Below are 20,431 nucleotides of genomic sequence, written 5' to 3'. Positions count from 1 at the left end.
TCAGTTTTCAGTCGCAGTTTTCAGTAAACATTTTTAATAAACAGATAAAAAAAAGAGATTGCTTTCGCAATCTCTTTTTTTATTTTAATGCATCATAAAGCGGTCACCTTTTTTCTCTTTTCCGGCAAACTTTTCAATTTTATAGGTTAAGGAGAACATCGCATAACGCTTCAATACGGTATTTTGTTCATCTCGAATGGTCGTTGCTGAAATTGTACGGGTTGCACTTTGATTCTGATTCAACACGTCGTACACTTTTACTTTTGCCGTGAATTTTTTATCTAAGAAACTGTAGGACAAACTGGTGTTCCATAAGTAAAAATCTTTCTTGAAACCATCAGCAATATTAGAGTTGTAATTATAACTGAAGTCATTTCCGAAAACCCAATTTTTAGGCCAGTAATTCGTGGTTTGCAAACCAACCTGATGTTGGAAATTTGAAGCGTTATCTACTACGTAATTGGTATAATTCGTTCGGTTTAACACATAACTGTAAGTTGGGGCAATCGTTAGCAATTCGCCATATTCGTAAGTAAAATTCGCTCTCGCTCTCCATCGGATTCCAAAAGCTTCATACAATTCGCTGTTGGTAAATCCTTTATTCATCGATAAATTCACACCAGTTCCTGCGCCAAACTTAAACGTATGCGCTTCTTTTTTAATCGTTTTATTGAAATTAATCCCTGACCAAGTATAGTAATTCCCTTGAACATTTTCATAAGTCGTCGTACGCTTACCGTTAGATTCAATCGTAGAAGATGAAACATATTGCGAATCATAATAATTTCCACCGATATAAAAACTGTAACCTGATTTTGCTACATAATCGTAATCATTAAAACTCGCATACAAATAATGACGCTTGTTCAAATCCAGATTTTCATTCCCTTCAAAAGTATTCAGAGGATTGGACACATCTTCCACTGGCATCATTTGATTGGCAGACGGCAAGTCGTATTCATAATTGTACATCGCCCAAATACTTTTCGATTTTGCCAGTTTCCAATAGATGTTCGAATTCACTGAAGGAAAAACAAAGTTTCTGTTCAATACAGTATTAATTCCTAAATAAGACGAATTGGCATCAAAATTAATTATGGTTGTTCCACCGATTACATTCAGATGAAAATCTTTTTTATTAATGCTAAATCCGGCTTTCGGATTTGCAATTCGGGCTGTTGAGGCGATGTAATTGGTCAAGACATCATTTTCAATGGAATAGGAATCTGAAACCGCATCGTAGTCAAAAGCTTTTCTGTTGTTAGCCGATTTTTGCCATTCGTAAGTCATTCCTACATTAACGGTCAGTGAATCTTTTAACGGTTCACTATAACCCACTTCAACTGAATAATTGTCGGTAGCATTTTTCGATTTCCTCACCTGATTCCGAATATCGTCCGGGTCGGTTCCCTGATGAAAAATGGTCGCCGAATTGTTAAACGAGTCCATTTCATCTTTATTATTAGTAGTTTCAATCGAAGTGTTCAAAAAACGTCCTTTTCTCTTGAAAGATTTATTAAGATACAACTTGTTTTCAAAATTATTTCCTTTGCTATCATCGAAAGTTTCTGATGTACTTTCGTTTAACAAACCATCGTTTTCATCGGTTGAAGACTGATATGATTTTTCACGATCTTTCCCCGATGAGTTGGAAAACCTAGGAATATAAACAATTGTTGTAGTTGAATCAATTTTGTATTGCAACTCCATGCTTGCCTGATGACTGAAACGGTCTGATCTACTTTCCGATTCCGATTCTGTTGTAAATGTACCGCTCGGCAAAAAGTTTATCTGCTTTGATCTTCGATTGTTTTTATTATGCTGATCGGAGAAAAAGTAACTGGTTTGAGCCTCAAAATTTTTAAACCATTCGTCCGAATAATTAATTCCAACCATATCCGATTGCGTGATTCCGCTTCCGCCGCCAAAACGCATTCCGTTAATCCCGAAAGAACCATTGTCGTTGTAATATACCGAACGATTTCTTCCACCTCCCATGTTATCAAAAATCTCGTCCATGGAAAATCCGGTGGAATTTATATTGTTGGATGAAGCCAGAACGCTAAATTTTGTTTTATTCTTGAAATAATTCACCAGCGCGCTACTTTCATAACGATCATCAGTTCCGTAGCCGCCCATAAATTTCCCGAAGAAACCTTTGTTTTTATCTTCGTCAATCGTCAAATTGATACTGGTATTATTTCCGGAAGCACTCTGACCGGACAATTCTTCTTTCTTGGTTTTGGTGTCGCTAACCTGTACTTTGTTGATGATGTCGGCCGGTAAATTCTGCAAAGCGATTTTTCCGTCTTTGTCGAAAAAAGGCTTTCCGTTGACTAAAATCTGGTTTACCTCTTTCCCGTTTACTGTAATTTTTCCTTCGTTGTCAATTTCCACACCAGGCAATTGCTTCAACAAAGTTTCCATATTGGAATCCGGTCGCACTTTGAACGATGCGGCGTTAAACTCCAAAGTATCTTTTTTAATTCGGATGGGCGGTGCTTCGGCTTTTACTATAATTTCCCCTAACATTTTGGCTTCTTCCAAGAGCGTAATTACGCCGAAATCTTTATCACCTTCAATTCCATTCAAATCCACTTTATGATTCTGAAAACCCGTCATGGAAACTTTTAGGGTTAACGGATCTTCCATCTTTTTAATTTTAAAGGAAAAGTTTCCGTTTTTATCGGTGATAGTATAATCAACCAAAGAAGAATCTTTTGCTTTTGAAAAATAAACCGTTACAGCTTCCAACGGAAGTTTGGTCTTATCTTCAATGATTTTCCCTTTTAAAGTAACTGAATTTTGGGCCATCGCACCCACTGAAAAAAATACGGCAAGTAGTAATAGTAGCTTTTGGAACATTAGTTAAAAAAAATTGCGGTTAAATGATTTCTCATATTAACCGCGAATTAAGGGTTTTATTATGTAAGAATTTTATTTGTTTAAAAAACTTTAACAGTTTATTTCTGTCGGAAGTAAATATCAATCGGAACGCCTTCAAAATTGTAGTTTTGACGCAACTGATTTTCGATAAAACGACGGTACGGATCCTTCACATACTGCGGTAAATTCGCAAAAAACACAAACTGAGGCGTTAGCGTCGGCAACTGCATACAATATTTAATTTTGATGTACTTTCCTTTTAAAGCCGGCGGCGGTGTACGCTCAATAATCGGCAGCATCAATTCGTTGAATTTCGATGTAGAAATACGCTGTTTTCTGCTTTCGAATACACTAACCGCTGTTTCTAAAGCTTTCAATAAACGCTGCTTCGTTAGTGCAGAAACGAATAAAATCGGCACATCGGTAAACGGTTCAATTTCTTTACGGATTCTTGCTTCATAATCGCGAGCCGACATCGTGTCTTTCTCTACCAAATCCCATTTGTTTACCAAGATTACGATTCCTTTGCGGTTTTTTTCAGCCAACCAGAAAATATTCTGATCCTGTCCTTCAAAACCACGGGTTGCATCAATCATCAAAATACAAACATCGGAATGTTCAATCGCACGTACGGAACGCATCACCGAATAAAACTCCAAATCTTCTTTCACTTTGGCTTTTCTTCGAATTCCCGCAGTATCTACCAAGTTGAATTCAAAACCAAAACGATTGTATTTGGTATCGATAGCATCACGAGTTGTTCCGGCAATATCGGTTACCACAAATCGGTCTTCACCAATTAACGCATTGATGAACGATGATTTTCCAGCATTCGGACGACCTACCACACAAAAACGTGGCAACGGATTTTCGTCTTCCATTGCATCCGGTAATTCTGGTAATACTTTCACCAACTCATCTAACAATTCTCCAGTCCCACTTCCGTTCATACCGGCAATGGTAAAGTATTCGCCTAATCCTAAATTGTAGAATTCTACCGCATCTTTAACACGCATAGCGTTGTCTACTTTATTTACAGCCAATAAAATCGGCTTAGTAACTTTACGAAGTAATTTGGCAACTTCTTCGTCCATCGGTGTGATACCTTCTTCAACATCCACCACAAAAATGATGGCATCGGCTTCGTCAATAGCCAATTCTACCTGCTTACGGATTTCGCCTTCAAAAATATCATCCGAACCTTTGATGTAACCACCAGTGTCGATTACCGAAAATTCCTTTCCGTTCCACTCACTTTTTCCGTAATTTCTATCACGCGTCACACCGCTCACCGAATCTACGATGGCTTCTCTTCTTTGAATCAAACGGTTAAAAAAAGTAGATTTTCCTACGTTTGGTCTTCCGACAATGGCTACGATATTGTTCATTTGCTGATATTTTGCTGCAAAGTTAGGTTAATTAACTTGAAGTTGAAAGAGATAAGAGAAAAGGGATTAAGCAAAAGGAAAAAATCCTATCCCTTATCCTTCTTATCTTATGCCTTAAATTTATTTCTGATTGTATCCTAATCGACGTAATTGAAAAGCATTGCTTCGCCAGTCTTTGCTCACTTTTACAAACATTTCGATGTGAATTTGCTTTCCGAAGAATTTCTCCAAATCTTCACGCGCTTGAATCCCTACTTTCTTAATGGCTGCACCTTTGTGCCCGATGATGATTCCTTTTTGCGTATCGCGTTCTACCATAATCAAGGCTTTAATACGAATGATGTTGTCATCTTCTTTAAACTCTTCGGTTTCCACCTCACACGCGTATGGAATTTCCTTGTCGTAGTTCAAAAGGATTTTTTCACGAATGGTTTCGTTTACAAAGAAACGCTCCGGTTTATCCGTTAAGGCATCTTTAGGATAATACGGAGGTGATTCCGGTAGCAATTCAATGATTCGGTCGAAAACGGTACTTACATTGAAGTTTTCTAAAGCGGAAATCGGGAAAATTTCGGCATTCGGCACTTTCTCTTTCCATAAATTAACCTGTTCTTCCAATTGCTCCTGATTCGATTTATCAATCTTATTCAACAGAAGTAAAACCGGAATTTTAGAATGGATGATTTTATTGAAAAAGTCTTCGTCTATCAGTTCCTTCTCACCTACTTCTACCATGTACACCAACACATCAGCGTCTTCAAAAGCGGATTTCACGAAATTCATCATGGATTCCTGCATTTCATACGCCGGCTTGATAATTCCAGGTGTATCGGAAAACATAATCTGAAAATCATCTCCGTTCACAATTCCTAAAATACGGTGACGGGTAGTTTGCGCTTTTGATGTAATAATCGACAATCGCTCACCAACAAATGCGTTCATTAGTGTGGATTTTCCAACATTTGGATTTCCGATGATGTTTACAAAACCTGCTTTGTGTGACATGGTAAAAAAATTAGCGTACAAAGGTAGTCATATCAAGCGAATAGACGAAAGAAATCAATATTATTCTAAATAAAACTTGTTTATTCAAATATTCGTTGTACTTTTGCACCCGAAACATCGCGGGATAGAGCAGTAGGCAGCTCGTCGGGCTCATAACCCGAAGGTCACAGGTTCGAGTCCTGTTCCCGCTACTAAGAAAATATTGAGAATACAAACCGTACAGCGCGGGATAGAGCAGTAGGCAGCTCGTCGGGCTCATAACCCGAAGGTCACAGGTTCGAGTCCTGTTCCCGCTACTAGATGAAGCCATTCAGCAATGAGTGGCTTTTTTATTTAAAAATCATGAACACAAAGAAAATTGCTGAATACCGCAGCTTACTTAACGTAACCAAAACGGCTACACTAAAAGAACTGAAAACCATTTACAGAAACAGTATGAAGGAAGACCATCCCGACACTATTGCTGATCCTGTACAACGTTTAGCAGCCGAAGAAAGAAGCAAACTGGTTATCGAAGCATATCATTTTCTGGTAAGCATTGCTCCGGAAACTTTAGCAAAAGACAAAGACGAATACATTAAAACCATCACCACGTCTTCCATCATGGAATTTTATATGGATAATGGGGTTTTATTCATCAGTTTTTTAGACGGCAATCAGTTTGAATATTTTGGCGTTCCGAAAAACACCTACATCAAAATGATTAATGCGGATTCACCGAATCGTTTTGCCAAACGTCATATCTTCAACGAATTTACCTACCGAAGCTCCAGCAAATTGGTTGCGGCAGAATAAATTTCACACAAATTAATAAAAACCATCAACGAAAGTTGGTGGTTTTTTGTTTTAGATGTGTTTTTATTTGTTAAATTTGAGTCTAACCAAAAACAAAACACTTTATGGAAATTAATTTCTTAGCACTATTACTAGCTGCAGTTTCAACGCTTGTTGTGGGATTTATTTGGTACAACCCTAAGGTTTTCGGAACCATTTGGATGAACGAAACAGGCATGACCGAGGAAAAAGCCAAACAAGGCAACATGATTAAAATCTTCGGAATGTCTATTGTGTACGCGTTCTTTCTTTCTTTCATTTTACAAATGCTAACCATTCATCAGTTTGGAGCTTTGGGAATGATTGGTGGTGATCCTGCAGTTGCAAAAGAATCCTATACCGCATTTATGGCTGATTACGGAGACGCTTTCCGTACTTTTAAACACGGTGCTTTGCACGGATTTATGACAGGATTATTCTTCGCAATTCCTTTAGTTGGAACCAATTCTTTATATGAAGGCAGATCTTGGAAATACGTATTGGTAACCGGAGGTTTCTGGACCGTATGTTTCACTATTATGGGCGCTATCATCTGCGGAATGAAGTAAGAATTAACATTTTATTATAAGACAATCGCTCTACCTTTGTAGGGCGATTTTTTTGACTTTGAACACCACTACATTTAAGATTTTTTCGAAAATTTCCGAACTCCCAGAAAATTGGGATGTTGTCGCCGTGGAAAACGCTTTTCTGCAAACACCGTATTTAAAGGTTTTGGAGAATTCCGCACCTACGAACATGCAATGTTTCTACATCGGTATTTATCAGGCAAACGAACTGATTGGGGTTGCTTTGGCACAATACCTGAATTTACTAAAACTGGAATCGTTTGGAGAGCGCGACAAATGTTTGAAAACAGCCGTTCGGAATTTCGTGTTTAAAAATTTCGCTGGACACGTTTTGTTTTTAGGAAACAATATGATTACCGGACAAAACAGCTACACTTTCAGCAAAGAACTTGACACACAAACGATTTCAAAGGTTTTAAAAGATTGTGCCGATGCTTTAATTGTTTACTTCAAAAAGCAAAACATCAACATTCATCTGGTTTCGTTTAAGGATTTTTACCAGTATAAAGCTTCAGAACTTAAACGTTATGATTTTGCTTCGGTTTATGAATTCAATACGCAGCCGAACATGATTTTCGAGCTATCGGATAATTGGAAAACCAAAGAAGATTATGTTGCTTCCTTTTCAAAAAAGTACCGCGATCAATACAAACGGGCGCATAAAAAATGTGAAAGTATACTATTAAAGGAATTATCGTTAACAGAAATCATCGCACAGGAAGAACACATTTACGAATTGTACCATCATGTAGCTAAAAATGCACCTTTCAATACTTTTTTCTTAGCTAAAAATCATTTTTCAAGTTTTAAAGAACAACTGAAAGATCAATTCGTTTTGGCGGGATATTTTCTGGAAGACAAATTAATCGGATTTCACACCTTATTGTTGAACGGAACGGTTTTAGAAACATATTTTTTAGGATATGATTCCGAAGTGCAGAAAGAAAAAATGCTGTATTTAAACATGTTGTACAACATGACAGAATATGGAATCAAAAACAAATTCAAAAAAATCATCTTCGGACGAACGGCTTTGGAAATCAAAAGTTCTATTGGCGCCGAACCTGTGATGATGTCCGGATTTATCATGCACCGCAACAAACTCATCAACAAGTACATCGGAAAGATTTTTACCAAGTTGGAACCTGAAACCGAATGGCAACAACGGCATCCGTTTAAATAAGCAGACAGTGTTCAGTGTTCAGTCAGCAGTATGTTTTTTCACCTAAAACACTGATCACTAATTTACCCTTCCAATTCCATTTGAACAGTTTCCCAATCTTCGAGCAATTGCTCTAAGTCTTTCTTTTTCTTTTCGTAGGCTGTAAAAAAGGAAGCGTCCTGCATCAACTTTTCGTAGTTTTCGGCTAAGGCTTTGTCGTCTTTTTGAATATCGGTTTCCAATTGTTGAATCTGACTTTCAATTTTACTCAACTTATTTTGAAGCGATTTGTTCTTTTTCTGATCTTCGTAAGACAAGGCTTTGTTCTCTTTCGGAGCTTCTTTCACCACCACATCCTTCTTCTCTACTTCCCGCATGTTTTGCACGTTGCGCTGCTCCAGGAAAAAGTTAATATCACCTAAATATTCGCGAATTTTTTGGTCTTTGAATTCATAAACGACATTGGCCATTCCCTGAAGAAAATCACGGTCGTGGGATACCAACATCAAGGTTCCTTCAAATTGCTGCAATGCGGCCTTTAAAACGTTTTTCGATTTGATATCTAGGTGATTCGTCGGCTCGTCCATAATCAACACGTTAAACGGCTGCAAAAGCAATTTACAAAGCGCTAAACGGTTACGCTCGCCTCCGGACAAAACTTTTACTTTTTTCTCCACATCATCACCGCGAAATAAGAATGCTCCCAACATATCGCGTACTTTGGAACGGTTCGTATCGGTTGCGGCATCAGTCATAGTATCCAAAAGCGTCTTTTCGCCGTCTAGATATTCGGCTTGGTTTTGGGCAAAATAACCAACTTGAACATTGTGACCTAATTTAATGTTACCTTGATAGTCAAATTCATTTAAAATCGCTTTTACAAAGGTGGATTTCCCTTGACCGTTTTGGCCGACAAAGGCTATTTTGCTCCCGCGTTCTACTAAAAGCGAAATGTCTTTCAGAATAGTTTTCTCTCCGTAGCTTTTGGTTACATGTTCCGCTTCTACAACCACTCTTCCAGGTGTTACGGAAACCGGAAATGAAATGCTCATTACGGAATTATCGTCTTCGTCTACTTCAATTCTTTCGACTTTATCCAACTTCTTGATTAAAGATTGTGCCATGGACGCTTTGGACGCTTTGGCACGGAATTTTTCGATTAATTTTTCCGTTTCTTCAATCTTCTTTTGCTGATTTTTCTGCGTAGCTAGTTGTTTCTCGCGAATCTCCTGGCGCAGCACCAAATATTGGGAATAGGGTTTGTTATAATCGTAAATCTTACCTAAGGAAATTTCAATGGTTCTGTTGGTTACGTTATCCAAGAACATTTTATCGTGGGAAATGATCATTACGACTCCCGGAAAGGATTTCAGAAAACTTTCCAACCAAATGATACTTTCGATGTCTAAGTGGTTCGTTGGCTCATCCAGAAGCAGAATATCATTGCTTTGTAACAACAATTTTGCTAATTCGATTCTCATGCGCCATCCTCCGGAAAATGTATCGGTTTGATTATCGAAATCTTCGCGTTTGAAACCTAATCCCAACAACACTCTTTCGGTATCTCCTACATAATTGTATCCACCTAAAATTTCATAATGATGCGTCACATCGCTTAATTGTTCAATCAATTCGGAATATTCGGCACTTTCATAATCGGTTCGGGTGACCAACTGATGATTGATTTCGTCCATTTTGAATTCGGCTTGCTTGATTTCCTCAAACGCCTGATACGCTTCTTCCAAAACGGTTCTTCCTTGCACAAAATCGATATCCTGACGCAAAAAACCAATACGCACTTCTTTTTCAGTGGCAATACTTCCGGTATCGGGTTGCATGTCCCGGGAAAGAATCTTCAACATGGTTGATTTACCTGCGCCATTCTTTCCAACCAAACCAACTCGGTCACCCGCACCCAAACGAAAAGTTACTTCCTCAAACAGATACGTTCCACCAAAAGAAACCGATAAATTGTGAATATTAAGCATATTTTGTGACTAATGTTACTGAAGGACTTCTTCGAAAAAAGTACCTTTACTGAAATTTTTTGCAAATGTTAAAAAAAGGATCGAAACTGAACAGCATTTTAACAGGAAGTTGTCCGAAATGTCAGGAAGAAAGTATGTATCTGGAAAACAATCCCTACAAAATGGGTTCTATATTCAAAATGCGCGAAACTTGCAGCCATTGTGGTACGCGTTATAAAATTGAACCTTCCTTTTTTTACGGCGCAATGTATGTAAGTTATGGCGTTGGAATTGCTTTTGGCGTGGCGGCTTTTATTATCAGTTATCTTTTTATTGGCGCCAACCTTAAAACTTCGTTTATAGCAATTATTGCTACTCTAGTTGTTTTTATGCCGGTTATCATGCGTTTGTCGCGAAACATTTGGATTAACTTTTTCATACACTATGATGAAAACTGGAAAAACAATAAAGGAGCTTAATGAGCTCCTCTTTTTTTATAAAAACGTTTAACGTCAATTTGATGGTCTAAAGGCTTCGCTTCCTCCAGATGTTCAAAAAGCTCTTTGGCCAGCCATGGACCCAACATTACACCGCGAGTTCCCAAACCATTAAGAATGTGCAAACGTGGATGTTCCGGATGTGTTCCGACCAAAGGTCTGCGGTCGTTAACTGTGGGACGTACACCAGCCAAATGTTCCACAATTTCAAAATCGCAGGAAATGATTTCTTTGAGATTGTCGATTAACTCTTGTTTACCTTCTTCTGTTGGACTATCGGTTTTATCATCCCAGTTGTAAGTAGCACCAACTTTGAACAAATGATTCCCAAGCGGAAGAATGAATACCGAAGACTTCAAAACCACATCCAAATCCAATTCTGGTGCTTTGATGACTAAAAGCTCTCCTTTGGTACCATCTAAGGGCAAATCATTGAAATAAGGATTTTGCTTTAACCCAAAACCATCTGCAAGTATAATATGTTTATAATGTTCGCCTTGATACTCGACATAATCTTCGTGAAAAACTAATGCTTTATAATCAAACTCACCAGTACACAACAATTCATTTTCCATCAGAAACTGACAATAGCTTTCAAGCAACGTTTCAGTATTGATATAGCCAGTTTGTAAGACTTCGCCATATCCAAATTCTGATGTGATTGCAGCAAACTTTTTAGATATAAGCTTAGTAGATAAAAATGGAGTAAGTTTTGGTTTATCGGCTGCTAAAAACCAATTGTTTTGCTCTTCAATGGACGCTAATTTTCGGTATACTGGCAAACAAAAATCAAATTCAACCCCAAGGCGCTTGGAAATTGTCTCGTAAAATGGTTTTGCGTATTGCAATTGTTCCGTTGCCATCCATACTTGGCTGAAACGTTTCAATATAACGGGATTGTACAAGCCGGCAGCTACTTTAGAAGATGAAAAAGCAAAGTTGTCAATAACCCGAAACGATTTATTGCTCACAAAAGCAGTTTCCGCAAAAGAGATTCCTGCCAAACCCGAACCAACAATCAAATAATCTATCATAGCGCAAAAATAAAAAACTCCTGCCGAATGACAGGAGTTTTTATAGTATTTTGGAATATTAGTAATTCCACATGTCCATTTCGAAGTTACGAATCTTCTCTTTTACACGTTCTGATTCTAATAACTGCATCTGAGCATTTTCTTTCATGTACTGTTCGATAGTTCTGTCTCCGTAAACGTTCTCTTCTTTGTAAATCACACCGCTGAAACGACGTGCATTTAACAAGTGGTCAAACGTAATTGGCTGAGCAGAGTTTTTATCGTTGAATGCTTTTGCTTTGTGTAATTCTTCACGAACAGCTGGGAAATAAACCCAGAACAATTCAATTACGTCAGCATTATCATTTCCGATATCTCTTGCTTCAGGAGAAACAGGACAAATCCCCAACAATCTGTATTTTAACTCACCTTGACGTTTGTCAAAATACCAATAACCTTTCACTTTGTAACCTGAAATATCAATAGCCGTCAAGTCTCTCTTATCGATAAACTGAGGATCAAGTGTTCTTGATTTCTTCACCATATAATCATCATAGTAAGTATTGATTTCATCTCTACCTGCCTGTGTTGTATCTACATAAGTGAACGACGATGACATATCTTTCAAGGTTTTCTTAGTGTTGAAATAATCGTCAGCATATACTTCTGTAATAACGCTGTCTCTGATTCCTTTCAAAAGAACATCGAATAAAGAACGTCTGTCTTTACCAATATTAGCAGTATCAATTGGATAGTATAATGGAAAGTTTACACGCTCATCTAAGTCAATGATTTCCCAAGTAGTTTTACCCATTAACACATCACGGTCGTGAACGTATCCGTAAGGTAACGGCTTATCGTTATCAGCATTCATCTGTGCAGCTGTCTTTTTACCAATCTCATCCGGAGTTTTGGCATTTAAAAGGTTCGACTGCGCAAAAGAAGTATAACTCCCTGCCACTGCGAAACATACTAATAAAAGTTTTGTCAATTTCATGTTCAAAAATTAAAGTTATTTAAGCTGGGCTTACTTAATAAACATTATTGAATTTCGTAAACAACCGGAGCTGTTTTACCAGTCACAATGTTAGCTGTAACACCAACGATTTTTGTTTTAATATCAGAGATAGTCACCTGATCTCCACGTCCAGCTCTAGCTAAAGCAGCTTTACACTGAGCATTTACTCTATCACCATTTACAATTACAGCAGCTTGACCTGGAACTTTAAATGTAAATTGTGTTACCTGGAAGTTTAAGTCATACAAGAAATCATCTAATCTAGCAGAAACTTGAGACACTTCTAAACGAGATTTAGCTCCTTTAACAACTCCTGTTGTTCCACCAATTGCACCAACTGGAGGAGGAATGTTTTTAATACGGAAAACTTTCTTGTCAGAAACAACTTTTCCATCAGGTAACTTACCGCTAGCAGTAATCGTAACTTCAGTACCAGAACCAGGGTTCATGTTGTATTTACCTTTTCCAGCTGGTGACAAACCAGGTCCAGAAGCAGTTACTTTATCTTCAGCGATACCAGCAAATGAAATTGTCATTGGGTTAGGTAAACCTCTATATACAACGTTCATTTTATCAGCAGAAATGTTCGCTGAGTTTGGACGAGGTACAACTACGTATTTACCTTCGAATTTCAATGGAATTTCTTTACCATCTTCTAAGAAACCAAATTCTCCAGAGATGTTTTGCTCTCCAACACCACCAGCAGTCATCGAGATAACAGCTTGTCCGTTTTCGATTTTTCCAGGTCCTTTGAAAGAAGTTGGTTGTGTGTTAGCATCATAACGACCTAATACAACTTTACCTTTAACTTGCTCACCTTGGAAATAAGCATTTTTCTCTAATACAACGATAGCTTGGAAGTTTTTCATAGAAGCAGCTTGCTTCAATGCATTTCCTAAGAATAAGTTGTAAGCTCCAGCTTCAGTATTCTTAACATCATTTTGCAATGAAGTAAATAATGTTAAAGTTGATACTGCAGGGAAACCTTTAGTTTTATAGTCTAAGAATTTCTTCTTAACACCTTCTCTGTCTGTGATATCAGCTGTTGAAAATTTCTTTTCAATTTCTTTGATGAAAGGAACATATTTAACATCTGCACCTAACACTTTTTTGATATCAGTAACATATTTGTCAATTCTTGTAACAATCTCAGTTCCTCTTGGGCTATATCCGTCACCAGAAAACCATTTTTCGTCAATAGTAGACTTGTCCATTGCCTCGAAAGGTAATTTTCCAGTTTTCTCATCAACTTCAATACCTTCAGTAACTTCAGCCTTAACTGACTCTAAGAAAGCTGTAAATTCTTTTGAAATTTTAGAAACCTCTTGCGCTTTTTTAGCTGGTTCAGCATACTTAGCAGGCTCATCACTTGCTTTTGTATTTAAAGCTGACAACAAAGTTTCATTTGATTGCTCTGCTAATTTGTTTGACTCATCAAATTTATCATTGAAATTACCAAAAGCTGTCAATACTTCTTTTGACATGTTTAATGCCAACATCGCGATGAAAACCAAGTACATTAGGTTAATCATCTTCTGCCTAGGGGTTAATTTTCCTCCTGCCATTTCTTCTAATTAGTTTTTAAAAGTTAATATTAAGAAACCAATTAGCCTCTGTTACTCATTGCAGAAAGCATTCCGCCATATACATTGTTTAATGAAGATAAGTTAGCAGTCAATGATTGCATTTGATCTTTCAATTTCAAGTTGTTTTCAGCAACTTCTTTGTTGATATCAGCATTACGTTGAGCACTTTCTAACTGTACTTTATACATGCTGTTTAAAGTTTCTAACTGAGAAGCAGCAGTTCCCATTTCTTCAGCATATTTTTTCTGAGAAGCGATAGCATCAACAGTAGGAGCCATATTTTTAGCAGCACCTTCAAAGTTTTTAATGCTGTTTCCTAAGCTAGCCATTAACTCACCGTCAATTTTAGCTTCTTTCAACATGTTGTCTAATTTTTGAGATAATAAACCTTGAGCTTCAGTTGGGTTTTCAGCTTTTTTAGCATCTCTCTTTTTAACCTCTCCTCCAGCTAATTCTGGGTAAACCAAAGTCCAATCCAAATCTTGTTCAACTGGATCAAACGCAGACAAACCAAAAATTAACGCCTCAGTCAATAGACCTACAATCAACATCGGACCAGCTCCAGGCCAGTGCATTAACTTAAATAATGCTCCAACGATAACTACTGCCGCCCCCATACCATAGGCGAAGTTCATAACTTTTTTAGGTAATAATGCCATAATAAATAAATTTAGTTAGTTAAGTTAATATAAAAATTGGTTAATTTTTCTTCAATTATTTTGGCTCAGTAGCCGTATTACTAGTACCCATGTAATCTTGTACAGTTCTGAATCCGATGTACGATCTTGCAGAATCTGCATATTCGTAATCACGAGTACTAACCTGTAAGAAGTAAGCAACATCTTTCCAAGAACCACCACGAGTTACTTTTCTCTGATTAGTCTGATCTGGAACATTAGGATTCATTGTTGATACATACTCATAAGCTGCAGCATCATATGATGAATCTGTCCACTCAGCTACGTTACCTGCCATATTATACAAATGGAATTCATTCGGCTCGTAAGACTTAGCTTCAACAGTATATAAAGCTCCGTCAGCAGCATAATCCCCACGGTTTGGCTTAAAGTTAGCTAAGAAACAACCTCTGTCGTTTTTAGCGTAAGGACCTCCCCAAGGATAAGTTCCTGATTCAAGACCACCTCTAGCAGCATATTCCCATTCTGCTTCTGTAGGTAAACGGAAAGAGTTTACTTGATCTCTACCTTTTTTCTTTTTGATATAAGCATTCTTATTCAAAGTTCTCCATGCACAAAATGCTTTTGCCTGCTTCCAAGAAACCCCTACTACAGGATAATCTCCGTAAGCCTGATGCCAGAAATAATCATTATGCATTGGCTCATTATAAGAATACGCAAAGTCTTTAATCCAAACAGTTGTATCAGGATAAATCTGAATATTTTCAGTTTTAATATACTTACCTCTCTTCGTTCTGCTACTTCCAACAGATTTATCTTTAGCAGCAGCCTGAATATCCATCCAAGTGTAACGGAACTGTAATTTAGAAACATCAAACGTTCTTAACCCATTATACGATTCTGATGCAGGTAAATACAAAGAGTCCATCACCTCAACATAATGCTCATCTGGATATTTCTGAACATCATTATGCAATTTCACTTTTCTATTCAAACGTCTTCCCGCATACGGATCCTCATCGGTTCCTACACTATAGTAGTTCTCATACATATACTTATCATATGCAGACATTTTTTCAGGGTCCTGATCTTTAAACGCGAAATCACCAATACTTCCACCTTTTCCACCTTTTCCGTCTCCACCACCCGGCTTCGCACCTTGCTCATCAGCCAAGATAGCCAAGCGAGTTCTTGTGATTGAATCTTTCACCCATTCTACGAATTGACGGTACTCACTGTTAGTAATTTCCGTTTCATCCATGTAAAAGGAACGAACAGTAACTGTTTTGGTCGGAGCATCTCCTACTGCAGCTAAATCGTCATCCGATTTACCCATAATAAAGGCACCACCAGGAACCAAAGTCATCCCAAATGGCTTCTCTGGATGCCATTTTCTTCCTTTAACTCCTACTAGCTCTCCTCTGTCGTTCTTGTGACAGCTACTAACGATTAATGATAAAAGTGCTGTTAACGCTATGAACTTCTTCATATAAATTTGGGTTAATTATATACACATTTTTAAGGGCGTAAACCTATTTATTTATTTTCAAAAAAACAATTTTTTTCCTAAAAAAAACTTAAAAAACCAATTTTCGCCTATTAATTCCTAATTATCAGTACTCATCGTGTTTAAATTAGATTCTTTTTCTGAGCTTTCCACCACCTCTCAGGGATTTCATGATTGGTTGCTCCTAAATAATCTTCATACGTACACGGTAATAACGTACTTCTTTTAATTTTATTGTTAATGTTTGTTAAAAAAGGCACTTCAATCCACCATCTCTCCGTTTTATCACTCTTATAGAAGATTAATTCTTCGTCTTCAAGCGGAACAATATACCTTAAATAATCTTCTTTACTACCATACGGATATTCGTTTGAGCGATAATGATACCCCTCGATAAAGTACCACAACACCTGAGAAATCAATACGGATTCCGATTCAGTATAGCGATGATTGAATATTCCAAACGAGGTAACCTTATCGCTAATCCCTGAATAGCGCGAAAGTACACAAATTTCTTTTCCATCAAAGCCATTAGGCATAAAATTCACAAAATTTCCTGAATCACACGATTTTACTGCATTTAAATCTAAAGTTACAAGATCCGCATCACGAAAAACCGGCTCTGCAATTGCCGAATTCTTTGAAACTTCACCCAAACGATAGGCATCAAAGTACATTTTCTCAATTAAATCGATTTCTTCCTGTGAATTATAATAGGTCTGATACCCAATATTACTGTAATTAAACAAATTGTTCGGCTCTTCTACAACCATTTTCGAAAGATACGAGTTGGCTGGTAGTCCCGCTTCTTTAGCAAAATCAAACTTACTATCAATTGCAACGACGTTCACCATCTGCTCCAATTGGTCGTAGGCTCGGTACATCGCATAGGTTAAATCCTGAGAACCACCAATTACAACCGGAATAACTTTGTTTTTAATCAATTCCGTTACTGCAACTTTCAATACATAATACGTATCTTCCAATGAATTTCCGGGTACAATATTCCCTAAATCAACAATATTCGCATGCCAATTACCTGGATACATACTGTAAAATTCTTTTCGGAAGTGTGTCAAATCGGGAGCAACATTTCCAAAACCTAATCCACGGTCTTCCAAAACACCAATAATGGCAATCGCCGCCTTTTCAACGTTTGGAAAATCTGTCGAGGAATGAAAAACAACCTTCTTTCCTAACGACTGATTGCTCAATCCGTTTACAAACTCCAGAAAATCATCTTCCAGCGGCTGGAAAAAATCAAATGCCATACGTATTATTTCTTTTTAGCGGTGGTTTTCTTTGCCGTCGTCTTTTTAGCAGCTGTTTTTTTGGCTGGCGCTTTCTTCTCGATAAGTTCTTTTACTTGTTCCAGAGTCATTTTTGACGCATCGACATCTTTGCTTAATTCGATTTTAACCTTTCCCTTCAGAATCACCGAACGTCCCCAACGGGCTTTTTCCACACGAATTCCTTCGTCTTCCCAATTGTGAATTACTTTATCGATGTCTTTCTGCAATTTTTCCTCTATTAATTCTGCAACATCAGATTGGGACAAATTATCGAAATTATATTTTTTATTGACGTTTATGAACATGCCATTCCATTTGATGAAAGGTCCAAAACGACCAACACCTTTCTGCACTTCCATGTTTTTATACATCGCAATCGGCGCATCGGCTTGTTCTTTTTCCTGAATCAATTCTGCAGCGCGCTCGAAGGTAACATCCAACGGTTCTTCCCCTTTTGGCAAGGAAATAAAAATTTTACCGAAACGAACATAAGGTCCGAAACGACCATTATTCACTTCCACTTCTTCTCCTTTATAAGTTCCTAATACTTTTGGCAGCAAAAACAGATTCAAAGCATCTTCTAACGTTATGTTTCCGATGTTTTGCTCCGGACGTAAACTTGCGAAAATTTTATTTTCGTCGTCGATATCGCCAATCTGAGCCATCGGACCAAACTTCCCTAAACGAACCGAAACTTGTTTACCTGACTTTGGATCAACTCCCAAAATACGCTCTCCGGTTTCACGTTCTGCAGTAGTTTCAACTTTGGATACGATTGGATGGAAATGATTGTAAAAATCCTTCATCATTTTTGCCCATTCGATATTTCCTTCCGCAATTTCGTCAAAATCCTGTTCCACTTTCGCAGTGAAATTATAATCTAAAATCGCTTCAAAATTCTTTACAAGGAAATCCGTAACAATCATACCAATATCAGTCGGTACCAATTTTCCTTTGTCAGAACCTACATTTTCTTTTAAAGTTTCTGTATTAATTTGAGAATTCTTCAGAGTCAGCGTTTGGTATTTTCGCTCCTGTCCTTCAAAATTCCCTTTCTCCACATAATTTCTGTTGATAATTGTCGAAATAGTTGGCGCATAAGTCGATGGACGTCCGATACCTAATTCTTCCAACTTTTTAACCAATGAAGCCTCTGTATAACGAGCGGCAGCTCTTGAAAAGCGCTCCGTAGCTGTAATGATTGTATTTGCAAGCTTTTCATTTACTTTTAGAGCCGGCAACATTCCTTCTTGCTCTTCCTCCTCATCATCATGTCCTTCTAAATAAACTTTTAAGAAACCTTCAAATTTGATGACTTCACCCGTTGCAGCAAAAAGTTCTTTATGATTGTTAGCTTCAATTTTCACATTCGTACGCTCTAACTGCGCATCACTCATTTGAGAAGCTAATGTTCTTTTCCAAATCAAATCGTACAAACGTGCCTGATCACGATCAATATTCACCGAATGCAACGACATGTCCGTCGGACGAATGGCCTCGTGCGCTTCCTGAGCACCTTTCGATTTTGTAGCGTAATTTCTAGGTTTGCTGAATTCTTTTCCGTAAGATTTAATGATTTCAGCCTCAGCGGCAGCCATCGCTTCATTGGAAAGATTCACGCTATCTGTTCTCATATAGGTAATCAATCCGGCTTCGTACAAACGTTGCGCCATCATCATCGTAACACCAACTGGAAAATACAGCTTACGCGCCGCTTCCTGTTGCAAAGTTGATGTAGTAAACGGCGCTGCCGGTGATTTTTTAGTCGGTTTGGTTTCTAAATCCGACACCTTATATATAGAACCAATATTTTGCTTTAAGAAGTTTTCTGCTTCTTGTTTAGTTGCAAAGTTTTTAGGCAACTTGGCTTTTACTGTTTTTCCGGCTTCGTTGGTAAATTCTGCAGATACGCTGTAAGAAGCTTCGGCTTTGAAATTCTGAATTTCTCTTTCACGCTCCACAATCAAACGAACAGAAACGGATTGCACACGTCCGGCAGACAATCCTCCTTTTACTTTTTTCCAAAGCACTGGTGATAATTCGTAACCTACCAAACGGTCTAATACTCTACGGGCCTGTTGTGCATCTACCAAATTATAATCAATCCCTCTCGGATTTTCAATGGCTTTTTGAATAGCCGATTTTGTGATTTCGTGAAAAACGATACGCTTGGTTTTTTTCTCGTCTAATTTCAACTCTTCCGCCAAGTGCCATGCAATAGCCTCTCCTTCGCGGTCTTCATCGGAAGCCAACCAAACAGTTTCAGCTGTTTTAGATAAATCTTTAAGTTTTTTTACCAAAGCTTTTTTATCGGACGAAACTTCATATTTCGGTTTGAAATTATTAGCTACATCCACTCCTATTTCTTTAGAGGGAAGATCTGCTATGTGCCCATAACTGGACTCAACCTGATAATCTTTCCCCAGGAATTTTTCTATGGTTTTTGCCTTGGCAGGCGACTCAACGATTACTAAATTCTTTGCCATTTACGCTTTAATTTGAACCGCAAAAGTATAGGAATTTTTTAAATATTGACCTTTTGCAATTTTTAAAAGCACATTTTGTCGATTATGTGTTATATCCTAAAACAATATTCTCTTCAAAATCATCAGTAATATTTTTAAAGAAAAATCTTAACTAATTATTTTTTTGACTATTTTTGTCAAAATACTTTATGTCTTATGAAATCTTTTGCCGACAAAATCAAGAATGCTCGCGAAGAAAAAAAATTGCTGTTACGACAAGTTGCTGCAGCTTTAGAAATTGACCAAGCTATCATCAGCAAATTTGAAAGAGGCGAGCGAAAACCGTCTAAAGAACAGGTTGAAAGGTTTGCTACTTTTTACAATTTGGACAAAACGCAATTAATCACTGATTGGTTAAGTGATAAAATAGCTTACGCTTTATATGAAGAAGACAACTTTACCGAAGTTTTAAAAGTTGCCGAAGAAAAAGCACGTTATTTAAAAAACAAATCCAAATAGACAAACAACGCACTTAATTATCCTCCAAAAACTATGAAATGGGAAGCCAAAATAATCCGTCTTAATGGAGAAGACCGAATCGGAG

The 20,431-nt window shown here is 37.6% G+C and carries 16 protein-coding genes and 2 tRNA genes; 7 read left to right on the top strand and 11 right to left on the bottom strand.

Features of this window, described 5'->3' with window-relative positions; all coding sequences use genetic code 11:
* Positions 1-84: 84 nt before the first annotated feature.
* From RUH60_RS01335 to era, 3 genes are all read right to left on the bottom strand, one after another.
* Positions 85-2,865, bottom strand: a complete 2,781-nt coding sequence (locus RUH60_RS01335; protein WP_313804266.1) for an outer membrane beta-barrel protein — start codon at positions 2,863-2,865, stop codon at positions 85-87.
* A gap of 98 nt (positions 2,866-2,963) precedes the next feature.
* Positions 2,964-4,274, bottom strand: a complete 1,311-nt coding sequence (der, locus tag RUH60_RS01330) for a ribosome biogenesis GTPase Der (protein WP_313804263.1) — start codon at positions 4,272-4,274, stop codon at positions 2,964-2,966.
* 120 nt (positions 4,275-4,394) lie between these two features.
* Entirely contained in the window at positions 4,395-5,279 is an 885-nt protein-coding gene (gene era / locus RUH60_RS01325) for a GTPase Era (protein ID WP_313804259.1), read from the bottom strand.
* A gap of 118 nt (positions 5,280-5,397) precedes the next feature.
* On the opposite strand from era, the gene RUH60_RS01320 reads away from it, so the two are divergent.
* The 5 genes from RUH60_RS01320 to RUH60_RS01300 all read left to right on the top strand — a co-directional run bounded on the left by RUH60_RS01320 (position 5,398) and on the right by RUH60_RS01300 (position 7,865).
* Positions 5,398-5,470 (top strand) — tRNA-Met (locus RUH60_RS01320).
* 32 nt (positions 5,471-5,502) lie between these two features.
* A tRNA-Met gene (locus RUH60_RS01315) sits at positions 5,503-5,575 on the top strand.
* 46 nt (positions 5,576-5,621) lie between these two features.
* Positions 5,622-6,074 (top strand): KTSC domain-containing protein, encoded by a 453-nt coding sequence (locus RUH60_RS01310; RefSeq protein WP_313804256.1) that lies wholly within the window; start codon positions 5,622-5,624, stop codon positions 6,072-6,074.
* 104 nt (positions 6,075-6,178) lie between these two features.
* Positions 6,179-6,661, top strand: a complete 483-nt coding sequence (locus RUH60_RS01305) for a DUF1761 domain-containing protein (RefSeq protein ID WP_313804253.1) — start codon at positions 6,179-6,181, stop codon at positions 6,659-6,661.
* A 58-nt stretch (positions 6,662-6,719) separates the two neighbouring features.
* A complete protein-coding gene (locus RUH60_RS01300) occupies positions 6,720-7,865 on the top strand; it encodes a GNAT family N-acetyltransferase (RefSeq protein WP_313804250.1) in 1,146 nt (381 codons plus the stop codon).
* A 62-nt stretch (positions 7,866-7,927) separates the two neighbouring features.
* Here the strand turns inward: RUH60_RS01300 and RUH60_RS01295 are convergent, their stop codons facing one another.
* Positions 7,928-9,832, bottom strand: coding sequence for an ATP-binding cassette domain-containing protein (locus tag RUH60_RS01295; RefSeq protein WP_313804247.1), 1,905 nt, complete (start codon positions 9,830-9,832; stop codon positions 7,928-7,930).
* Between the two features lie 65 nt (positions 9,833-9,897).
* On the opposite strand from RUH60_RS01295, the gene RUH60_RS01290 reads away from it, so the two are divergent.
* A complete protein-coding gene (locus RUH60_RS01290; protein WP_313804244.1) occupies positions 9,898-10,290 on the top strand; it encodes a DUF983 domain-containing protein in 393 nt (130 codons plus the stop codon).
* On the opposite strand, the gene RUH60_RS01285 is transcribed toward RUH60_RS01290, so the two are convergent.
* The 7 genes from RUH60_RS01285 to topA form a co-directional block, all read right to left on the bottom strand.
* The gene (locus RUH60_RS01285) at positions 10,287-11,342 is read right to left on the bottom strand and encodes an FAD-dependent oxidoreductase (protein ID WP_313804241.1); all 1,056 of its coding nucleotides are present in this window, start codon (positions 11,340-11,342) and stop codon (positions 10,287-10,289) included. The genes RUH60_RS01290 and RUH60_RS01285 overlap by 4 nt on opposite strands.
* 58 nt (positions 11,343-11,400) lie before the next feature.
* Positions 11,401-12,318 (bottom strand): gliding motility protein GldN, encoded by a 918-nt coding sequence (gene gldN / locus RUH60_RS01280; protein ID WP_313804238.1) that lies wholly within the window; start codon positions 12,316-12,318, stop codon positions 11,401-11,403.
* A gap of 44 nt (positions 12,319-12,362) precedes the next feature.
* Positions 12,363-13,904 carry a gliding motility protein GldM gene (gene gldM / locus RUH60_RS01275; RefSeq protein WP_313804235.1) on the bottom strand — a complete coding sequence of 514 codons (1,542 nt, stop codon included), beginning with the start codon at positions 13,902-13,904 and terminating at the stop codon, positions 12,363-12,365.
* Between the two features lie 41 nt (positions 13,905-13,945).
* Positions 13,946-14,584 carry a gliding motility protein GldL gene (gldL, locus tag RUH60_RS01270; protein ID WP_313804232.1) on the bottom strand — a complete coding sequence of 213 codons (639 nt, stop codon included), beginning with the start codon at positions 14,582-14,584 and terminating at the stop codon, positions 13,946-13,948.
* Between the two features lie 55 nt (positions 14,585-14,639).
* Entirely contained in the window at positions 14,640-16,052 is a 1,413-nt protein-coding gene (gene gldK, locus RUH60_RS01265) for a gliding motility lipoprotein GldK (RefSeq protein WP_313804229.1), read from the bottom strand.
* Positions 16,053-16,192: 140 nt separating this feature from the next.
* A complete protein-coding gene (locus RUH60_RS01260; protein ID WP_313804226.1) occupies positions 16,193-17,341 on the bottom strand; it encodes a formimidoylglutamase in 1,149 nt (382 codons plus the stop codon).
* A gap of 5 nt (positions 17,342-17,346) precedes the next feature.
* Complete coding sequence (gene topA / locus RUH60_RS01255) at positions 17,347-19,848, bottom strand: type I DNA topoisomerase (protein WP_313804223.1); 2,502 nt, start codon at positions 19,846-19,848, stop codon at positions 17,347-17,349.
* Positions 19,849-20,043: 195 nt separating this feature from the next.
* Here topA and RUH60_RS01250 point away from each other — a divergent pair, with 195 nt between their 5' ends.
* Positions 20,044-20,346 carry a helix-turn-helix transcriptional regulator gene (locus tag RUH60_RS01250; protein ID WP_313804220.1) on the top strand — a complete coding sequence of 101 codons (303 nt, stop codon included), beginning with the start codon at positions 20,044-20,046 and terminating at the stop codon, positions 20,344-20,346.
* The last annotated feature ends 85 nt before the right edge of the window (positions 20,347-20,431 follow it).

This window comes from Flavobacterium sp. (genome assembly GCF_032153895.1).
In the GTDB taxonomy this organism is placed as follows: domain Bacteria; phylum Bacteroidota; class Bacteroidia; order Flavobacteriales; family Flavobacteriaceae; genus Flavobacterium.
The sequence above is the reverse complement of the archived record's forward strand: the minus strand, read 5'-3'. Positions and strand labels throughout refer to the sequence as shown.

Bases quoted from the DNA above. Each gene is read 5' to 3' on its own strand.
- RUH60_RS01335 (WP_313804266.1), bottom strand. From the start codon at position 2,865: ATGTTCCAAAAGCTACTATTACTACTTGCCGTATTTTTTTCAGTGGGT.
- der (WP_313804263.1), bottom strand. From the start codon at position 4,274: ATGAACAATATCGTAGCCATTGTCGGAAGACCAAACGTAGGAAAATCT.
- era (WP_313804259.1), bottom strand. From the start codon at position 5,279: ATGTCACACAAAGCAGGTTTTGTAAACATCATCGGAAATCCAAATGTT.
- RUH60_RS01310 (WP_313804256.1), top strand. From the start codon at position 5,622: ATGAACACAAAGAAAATTGCTGAATACCGCAGCTTACTTAACGTAACC.
- RUH60_RS01305 (WP_313804253.1), top strand. From the start codon at position 6,179: ATGGAAATTAATTTCTTAGCACTATTACTAGCTGCAGTTTCAACGCTT.
- RUH60_RS01295 (WP_313804247.1), bottom strand. From the start codon at position 9,832: ATGCTTAATATTCACAATTTATCGGTTTCTTTTGGTGGAACGTATCTG.
- RUH60_RS01290 (WP_313804244.1), top strand. From the start codon at position 9,898: ATGTTAAAAAAAGGATCGAAACTGAACAGCATTTTAACAGGAAGTTGT.
- RUH60_RS01285 (WP_313804241.1), bottom strand. From the start codon at position 11,342: ATGATAGATTATTTGATTGTTGGTTCGGGTTTGGCAGGAATCTCTTTT.
- gldN (WP_313804238.1), bottom strand. From the start codon at position 12,318: ATGAAATTGACAAAACTTTTATTAGTATGTTTCGCAGTGGCAGGGAGT.
- gldM (WP_313804235.1), bottom strand. From the start codon at position 13,904: ATGGCAGGAGGAAAATTAACCCCTAGGCAGAAGATGATTAACCTAATG.
- gldL (WP_313804232.1), bottom strand. From the start codon at position 14,584: ATGGCATTATTACCTAAAAAAGTTATGAACTTCGCCTATGGTATGGGG.
- gldK (WP_313804229.1), bottom strand. From the start codon at position 16,052: ATGAAGAAGTTCATAGCGTTAACAGCACTTTTATCATTAATCGTTAGT.
- RUH60_RS01260 (WP_313804226.1), bottom strand. From the start codon at position 17,341: ATGGCATTTGATTTTTTCCAGCCGCTGGAAGATGATTTTCTGGAGTTT.
- topA (WP_313804223.1), bottom strand. From the start codon at position 19,848: ATGGCAAAGAATTTAGTAATCGTTGAGTCGCCTGCCAAGGCAAAAACC.
- RUH60_RS01250 (WP_313804220.1), top strand. From the start codon at position 20,044: ATGAAATCTTTTGCCGACAAAATCAAGAATGCTCGCGAAGAAAAAAAA.